Here is a 24,030-nt window from a genome sequence, read left to right on the forward strand (position 1 = left end):
ACGGCAGCGGACAGGCATCATTGGTGCACTGTGCCATAGTGTGGCCTTACTGACCCAAGGGGCGATGCTGCTGTGCTGTTTTTTGTTGCGCTTGGTTTTGCGCTGGATTTTGTTGAGTAATGGCTTGTGCCGCCAGCAGCTGTCGCGCCTGGAGCAGCAACAGATTGCCGCTGCGATAGGGCTGGTGATAGAGGGCCTGCGCCAACAGGACAGGATCCGGCCTTTTACTTGGGTAGATGACCAGGGTGTCCGGATGCTGCTCTAACCAGGCCAGGTTCAGCTCCTCTTCCTGCTGCAGCTCCACCAGAGGTTGTTGCAGACGCCCGGCGAATTGAAACTGGGCGTCATAGCTGCCCCAGAAGGCCAGGGTTTGCCCTTCTTGTTGCAGCTGTTGCACCCGGGTGGCCAGCGGCGTCATATCGTAGTTGTCGAACATAGGTTGCCGGATGGCGACAAGCAAACAGCTGATAAGCATTGGAAATAACAACAGTTGCCCCGGCCTGGCCCACTCAGAGTCGGGCTTGCGGAACAGTGCCGGTAAAGCCAGCACCAAAGGCAGCAATGCCAAGGCTGGGCTGAATTGGGTGGTGGGCGGCTTGCCAAACAGCCCACCGGCCCACCAGGGCAGGCCCAGGATGAGCAGGGCTATCAAGAGGGCAAACACTGCCAGGGGGTATTGGCGAACGGCTTGCCAGGTGCCCATTCTGTTGCCTATGTACAGGGCCACGAAGGGCAGCAGTGGTGTCAGGTAATGCACCTGCTTGCCGCTTATCAGACTGAAGCTGACGAGGATGAAACCGCCATAGAGCAGCAGTGCCCGGTCGCAGCCACTTTCGGGGCGGCTGAGAACAGCACGCCAGATACCTCGCAGCAGTGGCAGGGGCAATAGCATCACAGGCAAGAGTAACAGATACCAGTAAAAGGGCCGGGCGTGGTCAAAGGACTGCACCATGCGACCCGTGGTTTGCTTCCAAATCAGTTCGTTTTCATAGCCGCTGCCGCCGGCAATCACAGCCGGGATCAGCCAACAGGCAAACAAGGCCAACCCGAGCGGCAGTGCCATAGCCAGCCCGCGGAAAAATGTCGCTGACCTCAGGTTGCCCTCCTTGCGCCACAGTCCCTGCAGCGCGGCAAAGGGCAGGGCGTAGAGCAGGAATACAGGTCCCTTGGCCAGGAGTCCCAAGCCCAACGTTGCGGCCGCCAGGGCGATAAAACGTCGCAGCCCCCGTTCGCTGTAGTGGAGGCAGGCCAGGGCCCAGGTCAGTACAAACAGGCTCAGCAGTTGATCGAACATCAACATGGACGAATACAGGTTCCAGCCGGCGAGGGAAAACAGCAGCACTGGAGCGTAGCGCGCCGCGGTGTCTGTCTGCGGGTAATAGCGGCGGGCCAGGGCGAACAGCAACACATAGTTGCCACAGTTGATCAGGCTGACAGCCAGTCGGGCCGCCCATTCACTGACCCCAAACAGGGCCCAGGACAGCTGGATAAGCCAGAACAACAGGGGTGTCTTGTGGGCATAGGGCTCACCATTCTTGAGCGGCACCAGCAAACTGTTATCGCGCCACATCTCCCAGGCCACAGATATGTAGCGGGTTTCATCCACCGGCGTGAGCGGCCTGAGCCACAGGTGCAGCAGTGCCAACATCAGCGCCGCAACCAAAGTGGCGCAGAGCCAAGCCTGTGGTGAGTTGTAACTGGGTGTCGGTGGCGTTTGGGTCATGATGGTGTGGCGATTGCGCTGGATTGGTGCTTAGGGTGGCAGGCAAATATGAAAAATTAATTAAGCACCAAGCATAGATGCTGCCGGCCATTGGCGCACTGGGACTTAAGTTGGATTCTCGGCTGGCGCGACAGGTTGTGGTGAGTGGCATAAAAAAAACCGGGCTCAGGCCCGGTTTTTTATTGGGAATGGCTTTAAAGGATAAAGCGGCTCAGGTCTTCGTCCTGCACCAGGTTGTCCAGGTGTGCATTCACATAGTCGGCGTCTATGGTGAAACTGGCCCCCGACTTGTCCGAGGCCTCGAAGGAGATCTCTTCCATCAGTTTTTCCATGACAGTGTGCAGGCGGCGGGCACCGATATTTTCGGTGCGCTCGTTAACCTGCCAGGCAGCCTGGGCGATACGTTCAATGCCGGAGGTGGTAAATTCCACCGTCACCCCTTCGGTGGCCATCAGCGCCGTGTATTGCTCGGTCAGGGAGGCGTGGGGTTCGGTAAGGATGCGCTTGAAGTCATCGGCAGACAGGGCATCCAGTTCGACCCGGATGGGCAGACGACCCTGCAGCTCAGGGATCAGATCCGAGGGCTTGGACATCTGGAACGCACCCGAGGCGATAAAAAGTATGTGGTCCGTTTTCACCATGCCGTGCTTGGTGTTGACCGTGCAGCCTTCCACCAGCGGCAACAGATCCCTCTGTACCCCTTCGCGGGATACGTCCGGGCCCGAGGTTTCACCGCGTTTGCAAATCTTGTCTATCTCGTCGAGGAAGACTATGCCGTGCTGCTCCACCAGTTCAATGGCCTGCTCCTTGAGATCCTCCTGGTTCACCAGCTTGGCGGCTTCCTCTTCGCTGAGCTGCTTCAGGGCGTCCTTGATCTTGAGCTTTTTGCGCTTGGCTGGCGCCTGGCCCATGTTCTGGAACAGGCTCTGCAGCTGGTTGGTCATCTCTTCCATGCCCGGTGGCGACATGATTTCCACACCAATCTGGGGTGCGGCGACCTCGATCTCGATTTCTTTGTCGTCCAGCTGACCTTCACGCAGTTTCTTGCGGAAGATCTGGCGGGTATTGGAGCTGTCTTCGCTGGCGGTTTCCCAATCATTTTTCGGCTTGGGCAGCAGGGCATCGAGGATGCGCTCCTCGGCGGCTTCCTCGGCGCGGGTGCGGCATTTTTTCATCTGCTGCTCGCGGGTCAGTTTGATCGCCACATCGGTGAGATCGCGGATAATCTGTTCCACTTCCTTGCCCACATAGCCCACTTCGGTGAATTTGGTGGCTTCCACCTTGATAAAGGGGGCGTTGGCCAGTTTGGCCAGTCGACGGGCGATCTCGGTTTTACCGACACCCGTGGGGCCTATCATCAGGATATTTTTCGGGGTCACTTCGTGGCGCAGTGCAGCGTCGAGCTGCATGCGGCGCCAGCGGTTACGCAGGGCGATGGCGACACTGCGCTTGGCCTTCTGCTGACCTATGATATGGGCGTCCAGCTCGTGGACTATCTCGCGTGGGGTCATTTCAGACATGGGAATTCCTTGCGCGCGCTCAGTAGTTGAGCTCTTCAATGGTCTTGTACTGGTTGGTAAACACGCAGATGTCGCCGGCTATGGTGAGGGCCTTCTCGGCTATGGTGCGTGCGTCCAGCTCGGTATTTTCCAGCAGGGCGATGGCGGCGGCCTGGGCGAAGTTGCCACCTGAGCCTATGGCAATCAGATCGTTCTCCGGCTGCACCACGTCACCGTTACCCGTGATGATCAGTGAACTCTCGGCATCGGCCACCGCCAGCAGGGCTTCCAGCTTGCGCAACATGCGGTCGGTGCGCCAGTCTTTGGCCAGCTCGACGGCAGCCCGGAGCAGATGGCCCTGGTGCATTTCCAGCTTGGCCTCGAAGCGTTCGAACAGGGTGAAGGCGTCGGCGGTGCCGCCGGCAAAACCGGCCAGCACCTTGCCGTGGTACAGGCGGCGCACCTTCTTGGCATTGCCCTTCATAACGGTATTGCCAAGGGAGACCTGGCCATCACCGGCGATAACCACCTGGTTGTTGCGGCGTACGGATACGATAGTAGTCACAGTGGATCCTCTTTGTGATGCCGAAGGCTGTGGCCTGCGGGGGACTATGACTCTTGATATGGGGACGCTGTCGCGGATATCAAGCTTGATGGTTTGAGGAAGGTCACAAAAACAGCGGGGGCCGCCCCTAGGCCGCCCCCGTTACAGACTGGATCAGTTTTGCCAGAGCCAGATGCGGCAACCGTTCATGCCAATGCTCTGCAGCTTGTGCTTGGCCTTTTCGCCGTCGCGTTTACGCTCGAAGGGCCCCAGCACCACCTTAAACCAGACACCGCTGGAACCTTCGACCCGGCGCACCTGGGCTTCCAACCCCTGGAAGGCGATCACGGCCTTCATTTCCTCGGCCTGTTCCTGCTTGCGGAACGAGCCGCACTGCATCTGGTAGGGACCGGCGGATTTCATAGCATCGTCGGGCACATCCACCTCAACCTGCTTTTTCTCCAGCTCCTCCAGGTAGGTCCACTCTTCCTTGGGCATGGGTGGCAGGGCGTTGGGATCCTTCTTGGCCGGGCTGGCGGCCTGGATCTTGGGTTCTGTTTGCTTGGCCTCAGGTGCCTCGGCACTGCCCTTGATGGACCAGAGGAAGTAACCGAAGGCCGCCACGGCGGCCACCACTATGGCGATCAGCAACCAGGGCTTGCGCGCCGGTGGAGCCGACTTTTTGCGGCTTCCACGGGACGCCGGGCCGCGGGGCTTGCGGTTGGCGTAGTCGCGACTCATGACTTACATGCGCTCCAGTGTCTCAATGCCCAGCAGTGACAGACCCTGTTTAAGGGTGCCTGCGGTCAGACGGGCCAGCAACAGACGGCTGTCGCGGGCGCTGTCGCTGTCGGCGTTCAGCACAGGGCAGGCCTCGTAGAAGCTGGAAAAGGCACCGGCCAACTCGTAGAGGTAGCCGCAGAGTATGTGTGGCTGCCCCTTGTCGACCATGCGATTGAGGATCTCGCCGAACTGGGCCAGCTTGTTGCCCAACTCTTTTTCCTTGTCGTGCTCGAGCTGGATTTTGGCCTGGCTCAGGTCGATGTTCTCGGCGCGCTTGAAGATACCGGCCACCCGGGTGTAGGCATACAGCAGGTAAGGTGCGGTATTGCCTTCGAAGCTCAGCATCTGCTCGAAGCTGAAGATGTAATCGCTGGCGCGGTTTTTGGACAGGTCTGCATACTTGACCGAGGCAATGCCCACCACGCGGGCGATTTCCTTAACTTCGGCGTCGCTCATGTCCGGATTCTTGCTGCGCACCAGTTGCTCGGCGCGCTCCACCGCTTCATCCAACAGATCCACCAGTTTCACTACGCCACCGGAGCGGGTCTTGAACGGACGGCCGTCTTCACCGTTCATGGTGCCAAAGCCCATGTGCTCCAAAGTCATTTCCGGACGGACAAAACCGGCCAGGCGTCCCAGGCTGAACACCTGTTGGAAGTGCAGCGCCTGACGCAGGTCAACGAAATACAGGGCGCGGTCTGCCTTGAGCACGTTGGAGCGGTAGCGCATGGCCGCCAGATCCGTGGTGGCATAGAGGAAGCCACCGTCGGCCTTCTGGATGATCACCGGCAGCGGCTCGCCTTCCTTGTTGCGGAATTCTTCCTGGAATACCACCTTGGCGCCTTCGCTCTCGGACAGCAGCCCCTGGGCGTCGAGATCTTTAACCACCTGGGCCAGATCGTCGTTATAGGCGCTCTCGCCGTGGACATCGGCGCGGGTCAGGCTGACCCCCAGACGGGCATAAACGTCGTGGCAGTGGCTCAGGGAAATGTCGTTGAATTCACGCCACAGCTTGTTGCAGTAGGCATCGCCGGATTGCAGCTCCACCACCAGTTGGCGGGCGCGGGTGGCAAACTCGGCCGACTCGTCAAAACGCAGTTTGGCGGCGCGGTAAAAGCTTTCCAGATCCGACAGCTCCAGATTGGCCTGCTCGCCGTTATTGGCGCGCAGTTCTTCCATGTAGGCCAGCAGCATGCCGAACTGGGTGCCCCAGTCGCCGACGTGGTTTTGGCGGATCACCTTGTGACCAAGGAACTCCAGTGCCCGCACCACGCTGTCACCAATGATGGTGGAACGCAGGTGGCCCACGTGCATCTCTTTGGCCAGATTGGGGGACGAGTAGTCCGCCACTATGGTTTGTGGCTTGGGCAGGGCGATTCCCAGATGCTCATCGGCCAGGGCCGCCTGCAGCTGGTTTGCCAGGGCGTTGTCGTCGATAAAGAAGTTGATAAAGCCGGGACCGGCGATCTCCACCTTGGCCACATGGCTGGAGGCAGGCAGGTTGTCGATGATCAGTTGCGCCAGTTCACGGGGATTCTTGCCGGCTACCTTGGTCAGCATCATGGCCAGGTTGGTCGCCAGATCACCATGGCTCTTGTCCTTGGTGCGGTCGACCTGAATGCGGGCCTCAAAATCGGCCGGCAATATGCCCTGTTGCTTGAAGGATTCGACGGTTTGTTCCAGCAAAGATTGAATATGTGATTTCATTGGCGTTTATCAACACTGACTGCAGTTGGTTAATACGGAATAACCGCACATTCTAGCGCTTCAAGGTGAGTGAATGCTATCTCTGGGGGGATTTTTTTGCCCTGATTTGAGGACGGTTTCCCGGGTAGGTCGTCATCTTGTTGGCTTGGGAAAGACGGTTATGGCAAATCCGCTGCCGACGGGCGGGTGAGGCCCTGCACTCAGCCATGGAGATTATTGGGTTGAGTCAGGGGCATGGGTGCTTCGAAGTGGGCGTTGACCGGAAAGCGGATGGCAAAGGCCGCACCGCCCAGACTGGAATTCGGCACATAGCGGACATTGCCCTTGAGCAGGGTGGCGGCATTGAATGCCGCAGACAGCCCAAGGCCGGTGCCGCCACGACTGCGGCTGGTCGTAAAGAAGGGTTCAAACATGTGCTCGGCCACCTCGGCCGTAATGCCCTTGCCATTGTCTTCAATCAGAATTTCCAGATGGTGATTTTTCACTTCGGCACGGATTTGCAGCTTGTTTTCCCTGTCCCGATTGAAGGCATGGGTATAGGCATTGGACAGGATATTGCTGACTATCTGACTCAACAGACTTTGATTGGTGGTGATATAGAGGTTTTCGTCTGCTTCTATGTCGAGGTCCACCTTCATGGGGGCGAAGATCAGCGAGGTGGACTCGCAGATTTCACCCAGCACCTGCTTGAGGTTGATATTACGGTGTTCCTCGTGGCTTTGCTCGGCGGCCACGGTTTTGAATTTCTGGATCAGGTTGCTGGCGCGGGTGATGTTGCTGACGATAAGTTCACAGCTTTGCTGATACTCATCCAGTATGGCGTTGATTTCCTCCAGGGTGGCATCGGGGCTGTGGATAAGTTTGACCAGTTCGTCGATATGGGCCAGCTGGGCGCTGGCGGCGGTCAGGCAGATGCCTATGGGGGTGTTGATCTCGTGTGCCACCCCGGACACCAGGCCCCCCAGGGCCGCCATTTTTTCCTGTTCCACCAGCACCTGTTGCGCCCGCTTAAGGATTTGCAGCGAGTGTTCCAACTCCTGGGTCCGCTCCTTGACCTGTTTGGCCAGTTCATCCTTGTAGGAGCGTTCCAGTTCCAGCAGTCTTTCCCTGTCTTCCAGGGCTATCTGCAGCTCGGTACGGGATTTTTTGATGGCACTGAAGGAGCGCCGCAGTTGCTCCTGCATTTCATTAATCGCCAATGCCACCAGGTCAAACTCGTTTTGTTTGCCCTTCTGGTGAAAGGCCAGTGGCGAGAACTCACCTTCAAGATCAATGCGTTGACAGTATTCGCTGAGGCTGTGAAGGTGGCGGGTGATGTTGATCCACACCAGAAACAGGATCATGCCGGCCACCAGAAAGGTCTTGATGGCATTGGACAGCAAGATCAGGATTGCCCTGTCATAGAGGCGTTGGTAAATGGCATTCAAATCCGCCTGCACCAGCAGCTTGCCAACGGCGATGGATTCGCTGCCGGAGTTATACTGCAGCGGAAATTCCCGCTCCAGCACGTTATCGTCCAGGCGCTCACCTATTGCCCAGTGCTGGCCGCTGTCATCATTGATCAATATGTAGGTGATATCCGGCAGCTGGATTAAACCATTAAGCTGGGTATTGATCAGTCGCTCGTCTATGACCCAGATGCTGGCGGCCAGCACGTCGAGGTTGACCGTTTCTATGGTGGTGAATGCCCGGTCAATACGGCCCAGGTCGCTGCGGTAATCCATCACCAGCTGGTAGCCCGTGGTCACCAGGGTGATCAGCGAGCTGAACAGCACTATGGAGATCATCAATTTTCTGCCGATGGGGCTTTGCACCAATTGACGGGAGAAAGTCAGCATAGAGGGACAGGTATCCTAAAGGCCCGGGGTTTGATTATGTATAAGCATAGCCCCCTTGTCCAAATCACACAGAAAATCTATCAGATTGAACAGGCTATACCCAAGCAGCCAATGCTGGCATCCATTTTGCTTTACTTGATTGCTGTTCAATTTTCTGACGCATGGGATGAGCTATGAACAAACTGGATCTGACATCATTGGGTGGTCTTAATGGTAAACATTGGTTGACCAAGACCATGTTGTGGTTGGTGGTCGCCTGTGGCGGCTTGCTGTTTGGGCCCCAGGCGCTGCTGGAAGCCCTGAATTTGAATTCTGTGGTACAGAGTCAGCCCCAGCTTTTGGGATTGGGACTGATTATCGGTGCCGCTTACTTTGTCAGTCGATTGTTGAATTTTCTATTGGACGAAGCCATCTGTTATTTGGGTGACAGACGAGCGGTGGAAACCATTGAAAAAAAGGTGCGTTTGCTGGATCCGGCCGAGCGCGCCCTGTTGCGGGAGTTCTTTCTGCAGGGGGCCACTATTTTAACCTTGCCCAAGGACGAACTGGCGGTGAAGAGCCTGGTGGCCACCAATATCCTCGAATGCCTGGGAAATGAGCGTCATTATGCGATTCAGGGTTCCACGGCTGACTATAAAATTTCCATGAAAGCCAGGATTTACCTGAACCGTGATGTGCTGCGACTGCCGGCGGGAGAGCCCAGTCAGGAAGAGTTGCAGCAGCTTATCCGCACCCGTCCAAGCTTTGTCACCGGCCTGGTTCAGGCCCGCAAGCCAGGCTCACAACGCGCAGCCTGAGCCTGATTCCAGGTAGGGATGCCGACAATAAAAACGGGGGCCAATGGCCCCCAAAATAAATCACTCAATACTTGCAACTTGCACAGATCAGAACAACAGAAAGCAAAAACCCTAGGGCTTGGCAGACTTCACAAAGAACATCCACGATAAATAGGAAATAATCCCTATCGTGCTGAAGATAACTATCATAGAGAGTAAACCGATAGGGTTACCAAACATTAAATCGAGCCAAAACGCCATGATTGAAATCCTCTTTCTTGTGCGGTCGTGATTAACCTATCTCGATGACGCTCCCGAATTACTGATCCTGATCAATAAAGTCCCCATCCCGGCCTCCTGACACATTTTCAGTGTTAAAAGTTTGAGTTTCATCAAGTTTATTGTGATTTTTTGATCGCAGCCGATTTTCCGGCTTGTTGGCACTGCACCTTTGTAGGGCAAAAGTTGACAAAATTCTCTGTATTTACAAAAAGATTCAATGAAAAGTGCGTTCGCAATTTTTGGACCTTGCATCTATAACTAACAGTGAAGAAGCGAATGGAAAGGAAGCCTCGAATGCTATTTTCATCCCAGTCTACGCCTCCGGCGACCATACTCATTGTTGATGATGAATTGGCCAACCTGTTGTTGCTGGAAGAGGCTCTGAAGGAGCTTGGCAGCATTATCACCACCCAGGATGGTGAAGAAGCGCTGCTGTTGGCTGAGCAGCACAGACCCGAAGTGATATTGCTGGATATCGAAATGCCGGGCATGGGCGGCTTTGAAGTCTGCAAGCGGCTGAAGCGCAGCCCCAATACCTGTAACAGCGCCGTTATTTTTGTCACCTCCCATTCCGCCTCCGAGTTTGAATATCAGTCATTGAGCTACGGCGGTGTCGATTTTCTCAGCAAACCCATAGATTTCAGGCTGTGCCAATTGCGGGTCAGGAGTCAGCTGACCCTGGTGCAACAGGCCAATGCGCTGCGTACCGCCAGGGAAGAGTTACACGATTTGGTGACCCATCTGCCGGTATTTATTTCCTATTGGTCGCCTGACTGGCGCAACCTGTACAGCAATGACTTTGCCGGCCAGTGGTTCGAGCAAGGTGCCCAAAGCATGAAGGGGGAAGAGGCCATAGAGGTCCTGCCGCCTGAGTTGTGGCGCCAGCTGCCCTTGCATGGGGTCCATTCCGAAACCACCAGTCTGGTTTCCGTGCATCTGGACTCACCCATTCAGGGCGCCGAGGATCTGCAGGCCTATATTTCGCCCCGTTTTGAAAAAGAAGATGTCTGTGGCTACCTTCTGACCCTGGTGGATGTGACTGATATCAAGCGGGCCAAACGCGAACTATCGGCAGAAAAGGAACGCCTCAAGGTCACCTTGAGTTCCATAGGTGATGCCGTCATAGCCACAGATCTGGAGGGATGCATCAGTTTTATGAATCCCATTGCCGAGCGCATGACCGGCTGGTTGCTGCGGGAGGCCGAGGGAGAGCATATAGAAACCGTGATGAATCTGAGGGATGCCGACACCCAGATGCGTGGCCTGAATCCGGCTATCCTGGCGCTGAACGAGAAACGAATCGTCGCCATGGCGCTGAACAGTCAGCTGACCAGCCGCGATGGTACAGTGTACCGGGTCGAAGATTCGGCCGCCCCCATCAAGGATGAACTGGGCCAGGTTATAGGCGCCATCATGGTATTCCATGACATCAGCGAATCGATTGCCATGGCGGTAAAGATGAGTTACCTGGCCAATCACGATCAGCTGACGGACTTGCCCAATAGGATCCTGCTCCATGACAGACTCTGTCAGGCCTGCAAGACAGCCAAAAACAAGGGACGGCTGGTGGCCCTGTTCCTTATCGATATAGATCATTTCAAATACCTCAATGACTCCCTGGGGCACCATCATGGCGATGTGCTGATAAAACAGGTGGCCAAACGGCTGGAGTCGTTGATTGACACAGACTCCACCCTGGCCAGGATAGGCGGTGATGAGTTTGTACTGGTGATCCCCGAAATAGACAGCCCCGGGGTGATAGATTCCATGGCCCAGACCATTATCCGTTGCATGGAAGAGCCCTTCAGGCTCGAAGGCAAGGAGTACCAGCTGAGTGTCAGCGTCGGCATCAGCGTCAATCCGACCGATTCTGAGTCTGAAGAGAGCATGATGCGCTATGCCGATGTGGCCATGTACCGTGCCAAGCAGCAGGGGCGGAACCGCTACTGCTTCTTCTCCGAGGATCTGGAAGCCGAATTAATGCGCCGCCATGATATTGAAATGTTGCTGCGTCAGGCGATAGATCAGGATGGTTTCGAGGTGTTTTTCCAGCCCCAGTTTGCATTGCGCAACATGGCTCTGATTGGCGCCGAGGCCCTGGTGCGCTTGCGGGACAAGGATGGTAATTTCATTTCGCCGGCAGATTTTATTCCTTTGGCGGAAGAAACCGGCCTTATCAATCAGTTGGGGCGGCAGGTATTAAGAAAAAGTTGCCTGGCTGCCAAGGGCTGGCAGCGTTATGGCAAGGAACTGAGGGTCGCGGTCAATATTGCCGCCAAACAGTTTTCCAATCCTGCCTTTATCGATGAGGTGGCGGCGGCACTGGAAGAGTCGGAGCTGCGCAGTCATTTGCTGGAGCTGGAAGTCACCGAAAGTGCCCTGATGCTGGATTTTGACCAGGCGCAAAGCACCCTGGTTAAGTTGTCTGCCCTGGGTTTGTCTATCGCCATTGATGATTTCGGCACCGGTTATTCCAGCCTGTCTTATCTTAAGTTGTTCCCCGTGGATGTGCTGAAGATTGACCAGTCTTTTGTCAGGGATATGCTGGATGACGGCCAAAGTCTGGATATTGTCAGAACCATAGTGCATTTGGCCAAGTCGCTGAATCTGACCTTGGTGGGGGAGGGGGTAGAACGGGAATCCCAGAAACAGACCTTGCTGGAATTGGGCTGCGATCTCGGTCAGGGCTTCCTGTTTGCCAGGCCACTGCCTGCTGATGAATTTGAGCGCTTGTTGGTTGATTAGGCTTGTTGCTGCTTGATAAACGGCTACAGGCTTGCTTCGCATTGCGCCGGCTGCAGATCCCAACTTCGAAAGCAGTTGCGGCCTTCATGTTTGGCCCGGTACAGTGCCTGATCGGCAAGGACCAGAAGTTTGTCGGCATCCAATTCGGCGGCGGGGACTTGTGATGCCAGGCCTATGCTGAGACTGACACTTGCAGCCGCGGTTGAGTGTTCGTGGGGAATGGCCCGCTGTATCAATTGCTCCTGTATCAGGCGTGCCAAATGCTCGGCACCGGCCAGATCGGTATTGGGAAGCAAGGCCGCCAACTCGTCACCGCCATAGCGGCACAATAAATCAGATGGCCGCTTCAGCACTTGCCTGATGCATTGGGCTACCTGCGCCAGACATTCATCCCCCGCCAGATGGCCATAGTGATCGTTGAATGCCTTAAAGTGATCCACATCCAGCAGCATCAGGGTCAGAGGTTGTTCATCCCGCATGCACTGGCGCCACAGTGTTTGTAGCGCTTCATCAAAGCGTCGACGGTTGCCAATGCCGGTGACGCCGTCGGTAAGGGCCATGTTTTTGATAATCTGATATTGCAGTTTGACAGCCAATTGGGTGCGTACCCTGGCCTGAACCGTGACAGGGTTAATGGGTTTATTGATGTAGTCCACTGCCCCGAGAGCAAAGCCCGACGCCTCATCTTCGCCATCTGTCCTGGACGTCACAAAGATCACCGGAATATCCTCGGTAAGGGGATCGCTCTTGAGGAGTCGGCACACCTCGTGTCCGTCCATGCCAGGCATCACTACATCCAGCAATATGATGTCGGGAGATTGGTTGCGAGCCTGCTCCAGGGCGCTGGCACCATCAAGGGCCATCAACACATCAAAGTCGCTCTTGAATACTTCGTTGAGTGCCATGATGTTGATGGCCTGGTCATCGACCACCAATATCTTGGCCCGCTCGTTTGAAAGTGACAGGGTATGGTGGACTCGCTCCAGGATCATAATTGCTCCCTTAATTTACTGAGCAGGTTGAGCGCATCCTTGAACTTCAGCGATTCGGTCAGTTTCACCAACTTATGGGAGTCGGTATTCAGGGACGACAGGCCCGTGAGGGCTTGATGCAGTTCTCCCACCAAATCCAATGCCTTGAGGTTGCCCGTGTGTAAGTGGGCGGCCAGCTCATCGGCCATTTTCATCAATTCCTCATTGCTGATGGAAACTTCGTCGGGAGCTTGTTGCCGAACCATCTCTGGCAAGGCACCGTGGATCAAATCCAGGTTTTTGGCCGCCAGCTCATTCAGGGCGGGAACCAGCTCCCTGGCAAATTTCAGCGTCAGTGCTTCAGGATCCTTGGCCGTGCGCAATGCGATTTCCAGATTGGCGGCCTTGTCCCTGACGGCACTGACACCTATGGTGGCGCTGGTGCCCTTCAAGGTGTGCAGGGTTTGCCCGATAGCTGAAATATCGCCGGCATCAAGCTGTTGTTGCAGTTTATCTGTGAGTTGGCGCAGGTCACTCCGATAGTTGTCCAGCAGTTTGCGGTACAGGCTGATGTCGTTGCCAAAGCGCTTGAGTATGGCTTCGACGCTCTCTTCTTGAGCTGTTTTCCTTGGTATTGAGGCCTCTGCCATGGCGGTTTTGGGGCTGACATAAGACAGTATGAGTTGCACCACTTCGCTGAAATCCAGGGGTTTTCCCAAATGGGCGTTCATGCCCGCCAGCAAGCAGGCTTTCTGGTCCTCGGCACTGACATTGGCGGTCATAGCTATGATGGGGAGTTGTTTGAGTTCTCCATGGCTGCGGATTCGACGGGTGGCCTCCAGGCCATCAATGCCCGGCATTTGCATATCCATCAGCACCAGATCAAAGTGGTTCCGCGGATCTGTGGCCAATTTGACACCCTGCTCGCCGTCTTCGGCAATTTGTACCTTGGCCCCTTCTCCCTCCAGCAGTTCCAGTGCCACCAAGCGATTGAATTCATTGTCTTCCACCAATAATATCCGCAAGCCTTCCAGGCGTTGGCTGGGTTCCAGCCGTACGAGAGGCAAAGACACAGAGCCTGTCTTGGCACCTTCCAGGGTATTAAGCAACTGGCTGGGGGTGAAGGGTTTGCAGATGTAACCTTCAAACAGGGATGAGCCACTATCTAATGCCCGGTCCAATTCGATTGGCGAATAAGCCGTGACCATGACTATGGTGGGGCATAGTGCTTTCCCCTGCCGGCCTTTGATTTCCCGGGCGACCTCGAAACCTGTCATATCAGGCATATAACAGTCCAGCAGCACAGTATCGAACTCATCTGACTGCGCCAGCAGGCTCAAGGCCTCACTGCCGCCAGATGCCGCCTGGTATTCAAAGCCAAGCTCGGCCAGTGTACGGCACATGACGGTCAGGGACAGTGCATTGTCGTCCACCACCAGCACCCGCCCCCGGGACTGCTGTGGCAGGGCAATGGGTGAGTCTTCGGCAGGCAGACGCAGGTCGAACCAAAAATGGCTGCCGACACCGGGTTCGCTGTCCAGATGTAACTCGCTGCCCATCAGATCTATCAGGCAGCGGGATATTCCCAATCCCAGCCCGGTACCGCCAAAACGTCTGGATATGGAAGCTTCGGCTTGGGTAAAGCCTTCAAAAATCTTTTGCTGTTGGTCCTTGTTGATACCTATTCCCGTATCTTTGACGCTGATGCGAATAAGGGTTTGATCTTCATCCCTTTCCAACAGATGAACGCCGATAACGACCTCCCCATGCTCGGTAAACTTGATGGCATTGCTGGCCAGATTAATCAGCACTTGCTGCAGTCTCAGCCTGTCACCGCGAACCAGGTCGGGCAGGGCCAGATCTATGTCGTACATCAGCTCCAGATTCTTGTCCTTGAGGTTACCCAGCAGGATCACCGCCAGATCCTGCATCAGCTCATTCAGGCTGAAGGGATGCAGTTCCAGCTCCAGTTTGCCGGCATCGATTTTGGAGTAATCCAGAATGTCGTTAAGCAGGTTCAGCAGCGACGTGGCGGCAATCTGGGCCTTGGACACATATTCCTGTTGCTTGGCTGACAGCTCGGTTTTGTGCAGTAATTGCAGCATACCCAGGGCGGCATTCATGGGGGTGCGGATTTCATGGCTCATATTGGCCAGGAAGATGGACTTGGCAGCGCTGGCGGCGTCCGATTGCTCCTTGGCCTGGCGCAACCAGGATTCCAGCTCCCGTTCCGAGGTGATGTCCCGGTTGATGCCCATGACCTTGAGCGCATTGCCCTGGCCGTCATATTCCACATAGGCGCCCGCCTGAATGTAGCGCACCTGGCCACTGGGCAGTTGTAGCCTGAAGATAGGGTCAAAGCGACTGATGCCTTCGACTGTCGCCTGTAACTGGGCCTGTATCCTGTCCTTGTCCTGTGGGTGCAGTCGCTCCTGCCAGTGACTCAGCTTAAGCCCCGTTTGCCGCAGCTCCGTGGGCTGTTCGTACAGCTCATACATCTTGTCGTTCCACTCCAGGCTGTTGCTGCTCAGGTTCCAGCTCCAGATCCCCAGCTGCGCCACCTTGGCAGCCATCAGCAACTGGTCCCTGACCGAAATCAGTTCATCCCGAGCCGCTTCCAGTTCCTGCTGGTGGTTACGCTGTTGACTGATATCCGTGGCAATCTGCAGGTATCCTATGATCTTGTTGTCGGCATCCCGCATTGGGGTGACGCTCAGGGACACGGGCAGGGTATTGCCGTCCTTGCGAACATAGGTCCATTCGCGGGTCTCGGCTCCCAATAACTCCGAGCGTATGGTGAGGGTTTTAAAACCTGTTACCTGATAACCATACTCGCGACTTAACAACTGGGCCCTGGAATCCAGCTCGCTCTCCAGATGGAAGCGCACCGGAGTGCAGTGGCCCTGAACCTCATTACTCTTGTATCCCAGCAAACATTCGGCGCCATGGTTGAACAGGCGTATCTGGCCATGGATGTCCGTGGCTATGATGGCCACTTCGGAGGCCGCCCGCAGCACGTTGCTGAGCAGCACATTCACCTTGGCCAGTTCGGAGGTACGCTCCTGTACCTGGCGTTCCAGATTGCTGTTGAGCTGTTGAATTTTGAGCTCGGAGCGTTTCTGCTCCGTAATGTCCCTCACCGTAGTGGAAGCCCCTATGACCTTGTTGTGGTCATCGTAAATGGGCGACGCGGTTACCGAGACGTAGACCATGCTGCCGTCCTTTCTGCGCCTTTGGGACTCGAAGTGGGGGATAGACTCGCCTTGGGCGAGACGTGCCAGTATCTGTGCCTCTTCATGCTTCAGGTCATCCGGCAGCAGCAGTTTTTCGACCGTCTGGCCCAGGGCCTCGTCCGCGAGGTAACCGAATATCTTGCGGGCGCCGCCGTTCCAACTGGTGATGACCCCCGCCAGTGTCTTGCCTATGATGCCATCGGCAGAACTCTCCACTATGGCGGCCAGTTTGGCCTGCTCCTGCTGCAGCCGGGCTTTATTCCTGTGATTGATATTGATGACCCCAACCAGGGCCGACAGCAGTAGGCTGGCGCTGATCCCCAGTATGGCGAGGGCGCTGCTGGTGGGCAGGTGTAATTGCGACACAAACAGTGGCGTTACCGAGTAACGGGCCTTCCAGGTGCGGCCAAATACCTGATGTATTTCCTCATAGGGATAGAGATCGTCCGTGTCGGTCTGGCCACTGTCGAAGAACACCTCCTCCTGTTCGGCGGTAACATCGAATAACTGCAAGCGCATGCGTTTGGGATCCAGACGTTGGTCCGCCAGCACTTCGGACATGATCAGCGGCGCATAACTCCAGCCAAAGGCCGCCTCGCGTCGCTGTTCCCGCGTTGGCGGCACCTTGCCGCCGCGATAAATGGGCATGAGGATCAGAAAGGATTGTTGTGGCAATCCCGTGGCCTGCACCAGGGTGATGGGACCTGTGAGCCTGACTTCGCCGCTGTCCATGGCATCATCGGCGGCGGTGCGCCGGTTGAGTTCCGAGGCTATGTCCAGGCCCACGGCCTGAATGTTGCGATCCACAGGTTCAATATATTGGATGATGTAACGTTCGTCCGGGTGTCTTGCCAACTGGCGGATGCTGAAGTCGGGCCAATCATCGGCCCTGGCCTGGTGGATAAATTCCGCCTCTTTGGCTTCCGGTACCCGACGAATGAAGCCAAAACCGCGGGCGCCAGGGAACTCGGTATCCACATTGCGGGTGTAACTGTAGCGGCGGAATAACTCGCGGCTGATGCCGTCCTCTCCTGCCGTGAGTACCGCGCCTCTTGCACCCCGCAGGCCATATTGATACAGCTCGATGCGGGTTAGTGCTGAATGGATGGCTTGGTCGGCGGATTCGCGTACCGCATCCCTGATCCTGTCTTCGTTGCGACGGGATATGTGTTCTGTCACCAACAGGCTCAAACCAATACCCAGCACCAAGGTCAGCAGAACCCACTTATCCTTAAGCAGTGACGTCAACTCCAGTTTCATCAATCTCAGCTCCTTGCCAAGTTGAAAAGTGTTCCGGGCCCAGGGCGTGAGCCGAGTCTATTCCTGACAAATCAAACACATTTTTTGCCGACTTAATTAGTCTAGAACAAATGCTGCTCAGGTAGCCAAGAATATACAAAGCTTTGTTAAAGGCAGTAATTCGTGGAATATCTGCTATTTTTCTAAAGGCATAGGCGGGTGCACTGAAAAATAACAGGGAAGGCAGCATATGGCATGGGCTCCGGGAGCAGCGGTTAAGGCGTTCAGGCGTTTTGGGATCTTGCCCATGGGGGCGCTGTTGCTGGTGGCCGTGTGTATTGCCGGTGTCAGTTATCAGGAGCAACGGCTTGAGTCCCAGGTTGAGCTGGAATTGCAGCAATCCATGTCCCGCAGTGCCGCTTTTCTGGCAACCAAATTATCGACGCTGTATGACCAGCAGCAAAAGAACCTGCGTTTTTTGCATGCGACTCCACCCATAGCCGGCCTGGCCCGGGCCGAACTCCATGGCGGGGTGGACCCTTTGGATGGCACTCATTTTTCCCAATGGCAACGGCGGCTGGAGACGATTTTCAGTGCCATGTTGCTCAACAATCCGGAAATAGATCAGTTACGGGTTATCCGGGGGGATACCGGGGGCAAGGAGATAGTCAGGGTCGACAGGTTGTCCGGCAATATCAGGGTGATTGAAGCACAACGGCTGCAATCCAAGGCCCAGGCCTATTACTTTGCGGCGACCATGGCCTTGGCTCCCGGCCAAATGTACATATCTTCACTGGATCTTAATCGGGAATATGGTCAGGTAGAGTTTCCCTATCGGCCGACCACCCGTTTTGCCCTGCCCATCTTTACCGCAGAGGGGCAAAAATACGGTTTCATCATTCTGAATCTCAATACCGGCAGCCTGCTGACACAGATGCGTCAGGCAGCCGGGCCCGGGGAAGAACTGATATTGGTCGACAGCCAGGGAAACTTTATTGTCCATCCCAAACCCGAATTCCAATTCAGCCGTGACCTGGACTCGGGCCACAGCTGGCAAGCGGACTACAGGGTTAAACAGGTTAACGGCTATTTCGGTCTGGTGCAGGAGCAAAGCGATGGCGCTGAAGCCTTTTTCCTCAGGCGCACTGTGCGTTATGGCGGTCAGCCCGACGAGCAGTTCCAGTTGCTGCTGACCCGCTCCAGGAGCCAGTTGGACTCCATGTTGCTGGACAAGCGGATAGACAGCTATGGTTTTGTGCTGACCATATTGCTGGTGGCTTCGCTGCTGTTGGTGTTGCTGAACCGGAATTACCGCAGCAGCCACAAACTGGCGGAAACCCGGGCCGAGCAGGAAGCCATCATCAGCGGTTCGGCGGATGCCATTATCGGTCTGGACTTGTTTAACCGGGTCACCAGTTGGAACCGGGCAGCCGAGCAATTGTTTGGCTACAGTGCCCAAACCGCAATGGGCAGCGATATTGACTCTTTGGGGCTGTTTCGGGATTTCGGCTTTTCCGAGTTGATGGCGCGGGCCCACGCGGGGGGCAGTCTGACCGCCACCATCAGCTCCAATGAAGGCGACAGGGAGTTACAACTGGAGTTGACCCTGTCTCCCATTCAATTGCTGGGACAAAAGGTCTGCGGGACTGCGCTGATTGCCCGGGATGTGACGGCGCAATATGAGGCCCAATCGAGGATCCGGATGATTAACCAGGAGCTGGAGAGTCAGGTGGCAACCCGAACCGAAGAGCTGGCCGACGCGCACAAGAAGGCACTGCAGGCCAGCGAGATCAAAAGTGCCTTTGTTTCCAATGTCAGTCACGAGATGCGTACACCGCTCAATGGCATCATGGGCACCTTGAACCTGATCAAGCGTGAGCCCCTGAGCCAGTCACAGATGAAGTATGTTGATATGGCGGAGTCCAGCGCGGCGGCCCTGTCGAGCCTGATTAACGACATTCTCGACCTGTCCAAAATTGAAGCCGGCAAACTGGAGTTTGACAGCCAACCCTTTAACCCGGTGCGGGTGATGGAGACTCTGGTGTGCTCCGCTGCCATTCGGGCCATGGAAAAGGATTTGGAAATCATTCTCGACATCAGCGAGTTGGATTATGTGTGCCTGATGGGGGATGCCAGCCGTCTTAAACAAGTACTCAATAATCTGCTCAGCAATGCCATCAAGTTTACCCATAAAGGCGAAATACTGATCCGTGCCCGAACCCAGGTCAGTGCGGATAACCAGATACGCCTGGATGTGGATGTCTTTGATACCGGCATAGGCATAGCCGAAGAAAACCAACAGAAGCTGTTCCAGGCCTTCAGTCAGGAGCATGGCAGCATATCCAGTGAATATGGCGGTACGGGCTTGGGGTTGTCCATCAGTCGCCAGCTGTGCCAGCTGATGAAGGGCAATATAGGTTTTGAATCGGAGAAAGACAGGGGCAGTCATTTTTACTTCCATGTTTACTTCGGCCAGGAAGGCGCCAAGAAGGAGCAACATCAACAGCCCCTCGCAGGGGTCAATGCGGCGGTACTGAGCCCCAATCCCAGATCCAAGGAGGTCTTGGAGCGCATGTTGGCCCGCTATGGCGCCACAGTGATGCAACTCAATGAGCAAAGGACGCTGCCAGCGGGGGAGTTGGTGCTGCTGGTGGACAATCTCTACCCTGTGGGCAGCGGCACCGCCCAGTGGCTGAGCCGCGAGGCGGAGCTGAAAATTCTCCGTTTTGGATCCGCAATCAAGGAGTGGCCCTGTAAGGTGGACCATGAACTTGGCAAGCCGGTAAACCGGGCCGAGTTGCTGGCGGCCATTACCGGACAGGTGCAGGAGGTCAATGTCAGTCAGTCCCAGCTTGGCAACCATTTCCCTGTGGCCGCCCTGGAAGGGGCCGGCATCCTGGTGGTCGACGATAACCATATCAATCAGGAAGTGGTGAAAGGCTTTTTGGCGCCGCAACAGGCGGAGCTGTGGTTTGCCTCCACCGGCAAGCAGGCGCTGGACATTATGGTGCGACTCAGTCAGCAGGGGACCCGACTCAATTGCGTGCTGATGGATTGTCAGATGCCGGAGATGGACGGTTATGTGTGCACCAAACTGATCCGATTGGGGGAGGGCGGAGAGGCATTTCGGCAGGTGCCAATCATAGCCATGACGGCCAACGCCATGTCGGGAGAACGTGAAAAATGCCTGGCGGCGGGGATGTCCGACTACATTACCAAGCCCATATCCTACGATCAGTTGCTGAGCCATGTACTGCAATGGGTCACATCCGGCGCCGGAACCCCAGCCATCGCCGAGCCCAAATTGCCCTCAAACAATTTGCCAGTGTGGGACAGAAAGGCTGCCCTGGCGCGCATGTTGGACAACCACAAGCTGGTGGACAAGATCACCCGTATGTATGTCGATACTGTGCCTGAGAAAATCGATAACCTCAGGTTGGTGGTAGAAGCCATGGAACTCAATGCCATCAGGGAGTTAGCCCACAAGCTCAAGGGCCTGTCCGGCGATATAGGCGCCAGTCAGTTGCACCGGTTGCTGGCCGAGTTGGAACAGGCCAGCAAGCAGGGTAGCAGCGAAGATATCAATGGGTTGTTTAGCCGAATTTGCCAGGGTTTTGATGAGCTGTTCCCCATGTTGGAACAGCATCTGGCCACCAATGGCAGTTCAGTGGATGCACCGCCAAGGCCGTTGCAATAGCGCTCAGGCGCTGACCATCACAATAACGCTCAAGCGCGGGCCTCTGTGCCGGACCTTGCCGCCAGTACTATGGCCAGCATGCGGCCAATCAGGAGGCCGGACAGGGTGCCGTAGGCGGCACTGCTGCCAAGAAGCAGCCCTGGCGTCGTCAGCAGTTCCGGGGCCCGGGCCTGCAATACGCCACTGACATAATGCAGCAAGAAAATACTCAACATCAGCACCAGGGGCAGGGGGCTGCCGGGCACCAGATACAGGCCCTGTTCGCGGCGTACCGCCCGCCTTGGCATCAGCAACATCAGGACTGTACCCAGCACAGCGGCGCCCAGATAGCAGAGCAGGGATTGGGTGCTCTTGTCTGTGAGGGACATCAGGGACCAGGTGCCCATGGCCAGCGGCAGCAGCACCAGGCGCTGGGGCGACAGAGGCCTTAACCGCAGCTGTTTGACGCCCAGCAAGGTGAGACCGGCGAGCAGGCCAAAGACCCAGAGTGGTGTGTTGGCGATTATCATCAGCAGGTTTTCCATAATGTGTTCTCCTTGAGTAATTTCTTGTCAAATGAGGGCCATTTGCAGGCTCTTGAGTACCGCCTGGGTACGGTCGCGGCAGTCGAGCTTGGTCAATATGTTGGACACGTGATTTTTCACCGTGCCCTCGGCCAGAAATACCGCCTCGGCAATTTCGCGATTGGAGAAGCCCCCCGCCATCAGGCGCAGTATGTCGCGCTCCCGGCCGGACAAGAGTTCTCCCTGTGGCGCCGCCGCGGGTGTCTTGGTTTGCAGTTGCGCCAGTAATTCGGGTTCGATCAGAAAGCCGCCATCCGCCACCTGCGCTATGGCCCCCAGTAACTTGTCCAGCGATACGTCCTTGAGCAGGAAGCCATTGGCACCGGCGCGCATGCTGGCGAGAAACAGCTCGCTGTCATCGAAGGTGGTCAGCATCAGCACCGGCAGCCGTTCACCCTGCTGGCGCAGCTGCTTGAGCATGCCGATACCGTCGAGCACCGGCATACGAATGTCACTCAGCAGCACATCCACAGGAGCCCGGGCCAGCTTGTCCAGGGCCTCTTGTCCCTGCTCCGCCTGCCAGCAGACCTCTACCTGCTCCGACAGCGCCAACAGGCCCGCTATGCCCTGACGCACCAGTTGCTGGTCTTCCACCAGGGCAACCCGGATACGTCGTACTTGGTGATTAGTCATCTGGATTCCTTTCGCTGTATTTTCTGTGCGTGATTTAAGTGTGATTAAGGCAGGTCGACCACGAGTGTCAGGTTGGCACCCGCCGCCTCCGGATTAGGGTGCAGGCTCACCTCGCCATTGAAGGCGGCGAGCCGTTCCTGCATTCCACTTAGCCCTGAACCGGCCTTGACCCTGGTTGTGCCCAGGCCGCGGCCATTGTCTGAGAGGCTGCAGCACAGGCGATGATCTGCTTGGGTCATGGTCAGGCTCAGTTGGCTCGCCTGACCGTGACGCACCGCGTTGCTGATGCCTTCCTGCAGCGCCAGCACCAGGGCCTGGGCCAACTCGGCCGAGGGCAGGGGCAAGGTCTGCGGGCAATCCAGGCTGACACCGGGCAGGCGCACCATCAGCGCCTGTAGAGGTTGACGCAGATCCAGTGCCACATCGTTGCGTTGATCCCGCACCACGGCGCGTATGCTGCCCAGCAGTTCCCGGGCCAGTTGCTTACTCTGGGTCAGCTCGGATCTGAATTCTTCGGGCAGCTTGTGCCCCAGGACTTCCAGTTGCAGCGACAGGGCGGTCAACTGATGGCCTATGATGTCGTGCAGATCCCGTGAGATCCGCAGCCGTTCCTCGCTGCGGCTGGCCTGACCCAAGAGGCTGCGGGTGGCGATCAGCTGCTGGTTTAGGGTTTCCTGGGCCAAGCGGGCCTGACGTTCACCGAGGCGGGCCAGGCTGCTGCTGTAACCGAAGAGTTCGAAGCCGAAGAAGATCAGCAAGGTGGGCCAGGGATTGGATTCCTGCCAGTGCTGAACCAGGATCTGGCCGTAGGCGCCATTGACCAGTAACAGCAGAATGAAGGCCTGACGCTTGTCGAAGGCGGCCGGCAACAGGGTTGCCCAGATCACCAGCAGTATGGGATTCAGGCCAGCGTCCAAGCGGATAAGCCCCAGTGCCAACGCGGCCTGAAGCAACAGAGCCAGTTTGCTCAGGGCCTGGCTGCGGCGAGGCAGCCACTCCAGCGCCAAGAGTGCGAACAGGGCGATAAAACCGAGATCCATGGCTGCCATGACCCATCCAAGCTGTCCCGGTTGCCGCTGCAGGCCGAGCCAAGCCACCAGGGCCCAGGTGAGTACGCCGGCAATGATCAGCATGCCCTGGGAGCGTGTGGTTGAGCTCTTGTCCATGAAAAATCAGTCCTTTAACCAAAAGAGGTGCCCATTTTAGGCCATGGGCGCCAGATGTCACTATGCCAAAAGTCATCTTATGGGCTGAGTAAGTCATGACTTTCGGCACCTGTGGTGCAGCGGGAGATTGCTTAAGCTGGGTTCAGTTTTTCGGCGTGGTGTTTTGCGCGCTGCTTATCCCACTCAGTGAAAGGAATATCGCCATGACAGCTTCCAAGTTATCCACCGCCTTGCTGCTCTGCCTCTGTGGTCTGGGCCAGGCTCAGGCACACACTCTCACCCTGTCCCTGGATCAATTTCGGGTCAAGGGAGGCAAGCTGATGGTGGAGCTCTATGACAACCAGGCCGCCTGGAACGAAGGCAAGGGTGCCAGGGACTACAAAATTGCCGAGGTTGAAGGCGACAGTCTGCAGCTGGTGTTTGACCATCTCGATGCCGGCCATTACGCGGTCAAGGTGTTCCACGATGAAAACGGCAACGGCCGGCTCGACAGCAATTTTCTCGGGGTGCCGAACGAGGGCTACGGCTTCAGCAACAATGCCGGCCGTTTTGGTCCGGCAAGCTTTGAAGATGCCGGCTTTGACCTCAATGCCGACCTGGGTCTGAACATTCACATACGCTAGGAGCCAGG

The 24,030-nt window shown here is 56.4% G+C and carries 17 protein-coding genes; 4 read left to right on the forward strand and 13 right to left on the reverse strand.

Annotated features, from left to right (window positions below; translation table 11 throughout):
- Positions 1-46: 46 nt before the first annotated feature.
- The 6 genes from JYB84_RS02005 to JYB84_RS02030 form a co-directional block, all read right to left on the reverse strand.
- On the reverse strand, positions 47-1,723 hold the full coding sequence (locus tag JYB84_RS02005; RefSeq protein WP_207321788.1) for an ArnT family glycosyltransferase: 1,677 nt from the start codon (positions 1,721-1,723) through the stop codon (positions 47-49).
- A gap of 194 nt (positions 1,724-1,917) precedes the next feature.
- Positions 1,918-3,243: an HslU--HslV peptidase ATPase subunit gene (hslU, locus tag JYB84_RS02010; RefSeq protein ID WP_207321789.1), complete on the reverse strand. Its 1,326-nt coding sequence runs from the start codon at positions 3,241-3,243 to the stop codon at positions 1,918-1,920.
- 19 nt (positions 3,244-3,262) lie between these two features.
- The gene (gene hslV / locus JYB84_RS02015; RefSeq protein WP_207321790.1) at positions 3,263-3,787 is read right to left on the reverse strand and encodes an ATP-dependent protease subunit HslV; all 525 of its coding nucleotides are present in this window, start codon (positions 3,785-3,787) and stop codon (positions 3,263-3,265) included.
- Positions 3,788-3,940: 153 nt separating this feature from the next.
- Complete coding sequence (locus tag JYB84_RS02020; RefSeq protein WP_207321791.1) at positions 3,941-4,507, reverse strand: SPOR domain-containing protein; 567 nt, start codon at positions 4,505-4,507, stop codon at positions 3,941-3,943.
- A gap of 3 nt (positions 4,508-4,510) precedes the next feature.
- On the reverse strand, positions 4,511-6,256 hold the full coding sequence (argS, locus tag JYB84_RS02025) for an arginine--tRNA ligase (protein ID WP_207321792.1): 1,746 nt from the start codon (positions 6,254-6,256) through the stop codon (positions 4,511-4,513).
- Positions 6,257-6,456: 200 nt separating this feature from the next.
- Entirely contained in the window at positions 6,457-8,094 is a 1,638-nt protein-coding gene (locus JYB84_RS02030) for a sensor histidine kinase (protein ID WP_207321793.1), read from the reverse strand.
- A 173-nt stretch (positions 8,095-8,267) separates the two neighbouring features.
- On the opposite strand from JYB84_RS02030, the gene JYB84_RS02035 reads away from it, so the two are divergent.
- Entirely contained in the window at positions 8,268-8,891 is a 624-nt protein-coding gene (locus JYB84_RS02035) for a superinfection exclusion B family protein (RefSeq protein WP_207321794.1), read from the forward strand.
- A 111-nt stretch (positions 8,892-9,002) separates the two neighbouring features.
- Here JYB84_RS02035 and JYB84_RS02040 read toward each other — a convergent pair whose 3' ends face one another.
- The gene (locus tag JYB84_RS02040; protein ID WP_207321795.1) at positions 9,003-9,131 is read right to left on the reverse strand and encodes a DUF3149 domain-containing protein; all 129 of its coding nucleotides are present in this window, start codon (positions 9,129-9,131) and stop codon (positions 9,003-9,005) included.
- Between the two features lie 315 nt (positions 9,132-9,446).
- On the opposite strand from JYB84_RS02040, the gene JYB84_RS02045 reads away from it, so the two are divergent.
- Complete coding sequence (locus tag JYB84_RS02045) at positions 9,447-11,897, forward strand: two-component system response regulator (RefSeq protein WP_207321796.1); 2,451 nt, start codon at positions 9,447-9,449, stop codon at positions 11,895-11,897.
- A gap of 23 nt (positions 11,898-11,920) precedes the next feature.
- On the opposite strand, the gene JYB84_RS02050 is transcribed toward JYB84_RS02045, so the two are convergent.
- Genes JYB84_RS02050 through JYB84_RS02060 form a run of 3 tightly spaced genes read right to left on the reverse strand, consistent with a single transcriptional unit; the run spans position 11,921 to position 17,590 of the window.
- The gene (locus tag JYB84_RS02050; RefSeq protein ID WP_207321797.1) at positions 11,921-12,889 is read right to left on the reverse strand and encodes a diguanylate cyclase domain-containing protein; all 969 of its coding nucleotides are present in this window, start codon (positions 12,887-12,889) and stop codon (positions 11,921-11,923) included.
- Positions 12,886-17,361: a CHASE domain-containing protein gene (locus tag JYB84_RS02055; protein WP_207321798.1), complete on the reverse strand. Its 4,476-nt coding sequence runs from the start codon at positions 17,359-17,361 to the stop codon at positions 12,886-12,888. Before JYB84_RS02055 ends, JYB84_RS02050 begins: the two co-directional genes overlap by 4 nt.
- Positions 17,333-17,590, reverse strand: a complete 258-nt coding sequence (locus JYB84_RS02060; protein WP_207321799.1) for a hypothetical protein — start codon at positions 17,588-17,590, stop codon at positions 17,333-17,335. The genes JYB84_RS02055 and JYB84_RS02060 overlap by 29 nt, the downstream gene beginning before the upstream one ends.
- On the opposite strand from JYB84_RS02060, the gene JYB84_RS02065 reads away from it, so the two are divergent.
- Positions 17,591-21,037 carry an ATP-binding protein gene (locus JYB84_RS02065; protein WP_207321800.1) on the forward strand — a complete coding sequence of 1,149 codons (3,447 nt, stop codon included), beginning with the start codon at positions 17,591-17,593 and terminating at the stop codon, positions 21,035-21,037.
- 29 nt (positions 21,038-21,066) lie between these two features.
- On the opposite strand, the gene JYB84_RS02070 is transcribed toward JYB84_RS02065, so the two are convergent.
- Genes JYB84_RS02070 through JYB84_RS02080 form a run of 3 tightly spaced genes read right to left on the reverse strand, consistent with a single transcriptional unit; the run spans position 21,067 to position 23,399 of the window.
- The gene (locus JYB84_RS02070) at positions 21,067-21,561 is read right to left on the reverse strand and encodes a DUF6622 family protein (RefSeq protein WP_207321801.1); all 495 of its coding nucleotides are present in this window, start codon (positions 21,559-21,561) and stop codon (positions 21,067-21,069) included.
- A gap of 27 nt (positions 21,562-21,588) precedes the next feature.
- Complete coding sequence (locus JYB84_RS02075) at positions 21,589-22,233, reverse strand: response regulator (protein ID WP_207321802.1); 645 nt, start codon at positions 22,231-22,233, stop codon at positions 21,589-21,591.
- A gap of 44 nt (positions 22,234-22,277) precedes the next feature.
- A complete protein-coding gene (locus tag JYB84_RS02080) occupies positions 22,278-23,399 on the reverse strand; it encodes a sensor histidine kinase (protein WP_207321803.1) in 1,122 nt (373 codons plus the stop codon).
- 203 nt (positions 23,400-23,602) lie between these two features.
- Here JYB84_RS02080 and JYB84_RS02085 point away from each other — a divergent pair, with 203 nt between their 5' ends.
- On the forward strand, positions 23,603-24,022 hold the full coding sequence (locus JYB84_RS02085) for a DUF2141 domain-containing protein (RefSeq protein WP_207321804.1): 420 nt from the start codon (positions 23,603-23,605) through the stop codon (positions 24,020-24,022).
- Positions 24,023-24,030: the final 8 nt, after the last annotated feature.

The organism is Shewanella cyperi (assembly GCF_017354985.1).
Taxonomy (GTDB): domain Bacteria; phylum Pseudomonadota; class Gammaproteobacteria; order Enterobacterales; family Shewanellaceae; genus Shewanella; species Shewanella cyperi.

What these genes read in the sequence shown, in the direction of transcription:
- JYB84_RS02005 (WP_207321788.1), bottom strand. Translation starts at nt 1,723, where the DNA reads ATGACCCAAACGCCACCGACACCCAGTTACAACTCACCACAGGCTTGG.
- hslU (WP_207321789.1), bottom strand. Translation starts at nt 3,243, where the DNA reads ATGTCTGAAATGACCCCACGCGAGATAGTCCACGAGCTGGACGCCCAT.
- JYB84_RS02020 (WP_207321791.1), bottom strand. Translation starts at nt 4,507, where the DNA reads ATGAGTCGCGACTACGCCAACCGCAAGCCCCGCGGCCCGGCGTCCCGT.
- argS (WP_207321792.1), bottom strand. Translation starts at nt 6,256, where the DNA reads ATGAAATCACATATTCAATCTTTGCTGGAACAAACCGTCGAATCCTTC.
- JYB84_RS02030 (WP_207321793.1), bottom strand. Translation starts at nt 8,094, where the DNA reads ATGCTGACTTTCTCCCGTCAATTGGTGCAAAGCCCCATCGGCAGAAAA.
- JYB84_RS02035 (WP_207321794.1), top strand. Translation starts at nt 8,268, where the DNA reads ATGAACAAACTGGATCTGACATCATTGGGTGGTCTTAATGGTAAACAT.
- JYB84_RS02040 (WP_207321795.1), bottom strand. Translation starts at nt 9,131, where the DNA reads ATGGCGTTTTGGCTCGATTTAATGTTTGGTAACCCTATCGGTTTACTC.
- JYB84_RS02045 (WP_207321796.1), top strand. Translation starts at nt 9,447, where the DNA reads ATGCTATTTTCATCCCAGTCTACGCCTCCGGCGACCATACTCATTGTT.
- JYB84_RS02050 (WP_207321797.1), bottom strand. Translation starts at nt 12,889, where the DNA reads ATGATCCTGGAGCGAGTCCACCATACCCTGTCACTTTCAAACGAGCGG.
- JYB84_RS02055 (WP_207321798.1), bottom strand. Translation starts at nt 17,361, where the DNA reads ATGAAACTGGAGTTGACGTCACTGCTTAAGGATAAGTGGGTTCTGCTG.
- JYB84_RS02060 (WP_207321799.1), bottom strand. Translation starts at nt 17,590, where the DNA reads ATGCTGCCTTCCCTGTTATTTTTCAGTGCACCCGCCTATGCCTTTAGA.
- JYB84_RS02065 (WP_207321800.1), top strand. Translation starts at nt 17,591, where the DNA reads ATGGCATGGGCTCCGGGAGCAGCGGTTAAGGCGTTCAGGCGTTTTGGG.
- JYB84_RS02070 (WP_207321801.1), bottom strand. Translation starts at nt 21,561, where the DNA reads ATGGAAAACCTGCTGATGATAATCGCCAACACACCACTCTGGGTCTTT.
- JYB84_RS02075 (WP_207321802.1), bottom strand. Translation starts at nt 22,233, where the DNA reads ATGACTAATCACCAAGTACGACGTATCCGGGTTGCCCTGGTGGAAGAC.
- JYB84_RS02080 (WP_207321803.1), bottom strand. Translation starts at nt 23,399, where the DNA reads ATGGACAAGAGCTCAACCACACGCTCCCAGGGCATGCTGATCATTGCC.
- JYB84_RS02085 (WP_207321804.1), top strand. Translation starts at nt 23,603, where the DNA reads ATGACAGCTTCCAAGTTATCCACCGCCTTGCTGCTCTGCCTCTGTGGT.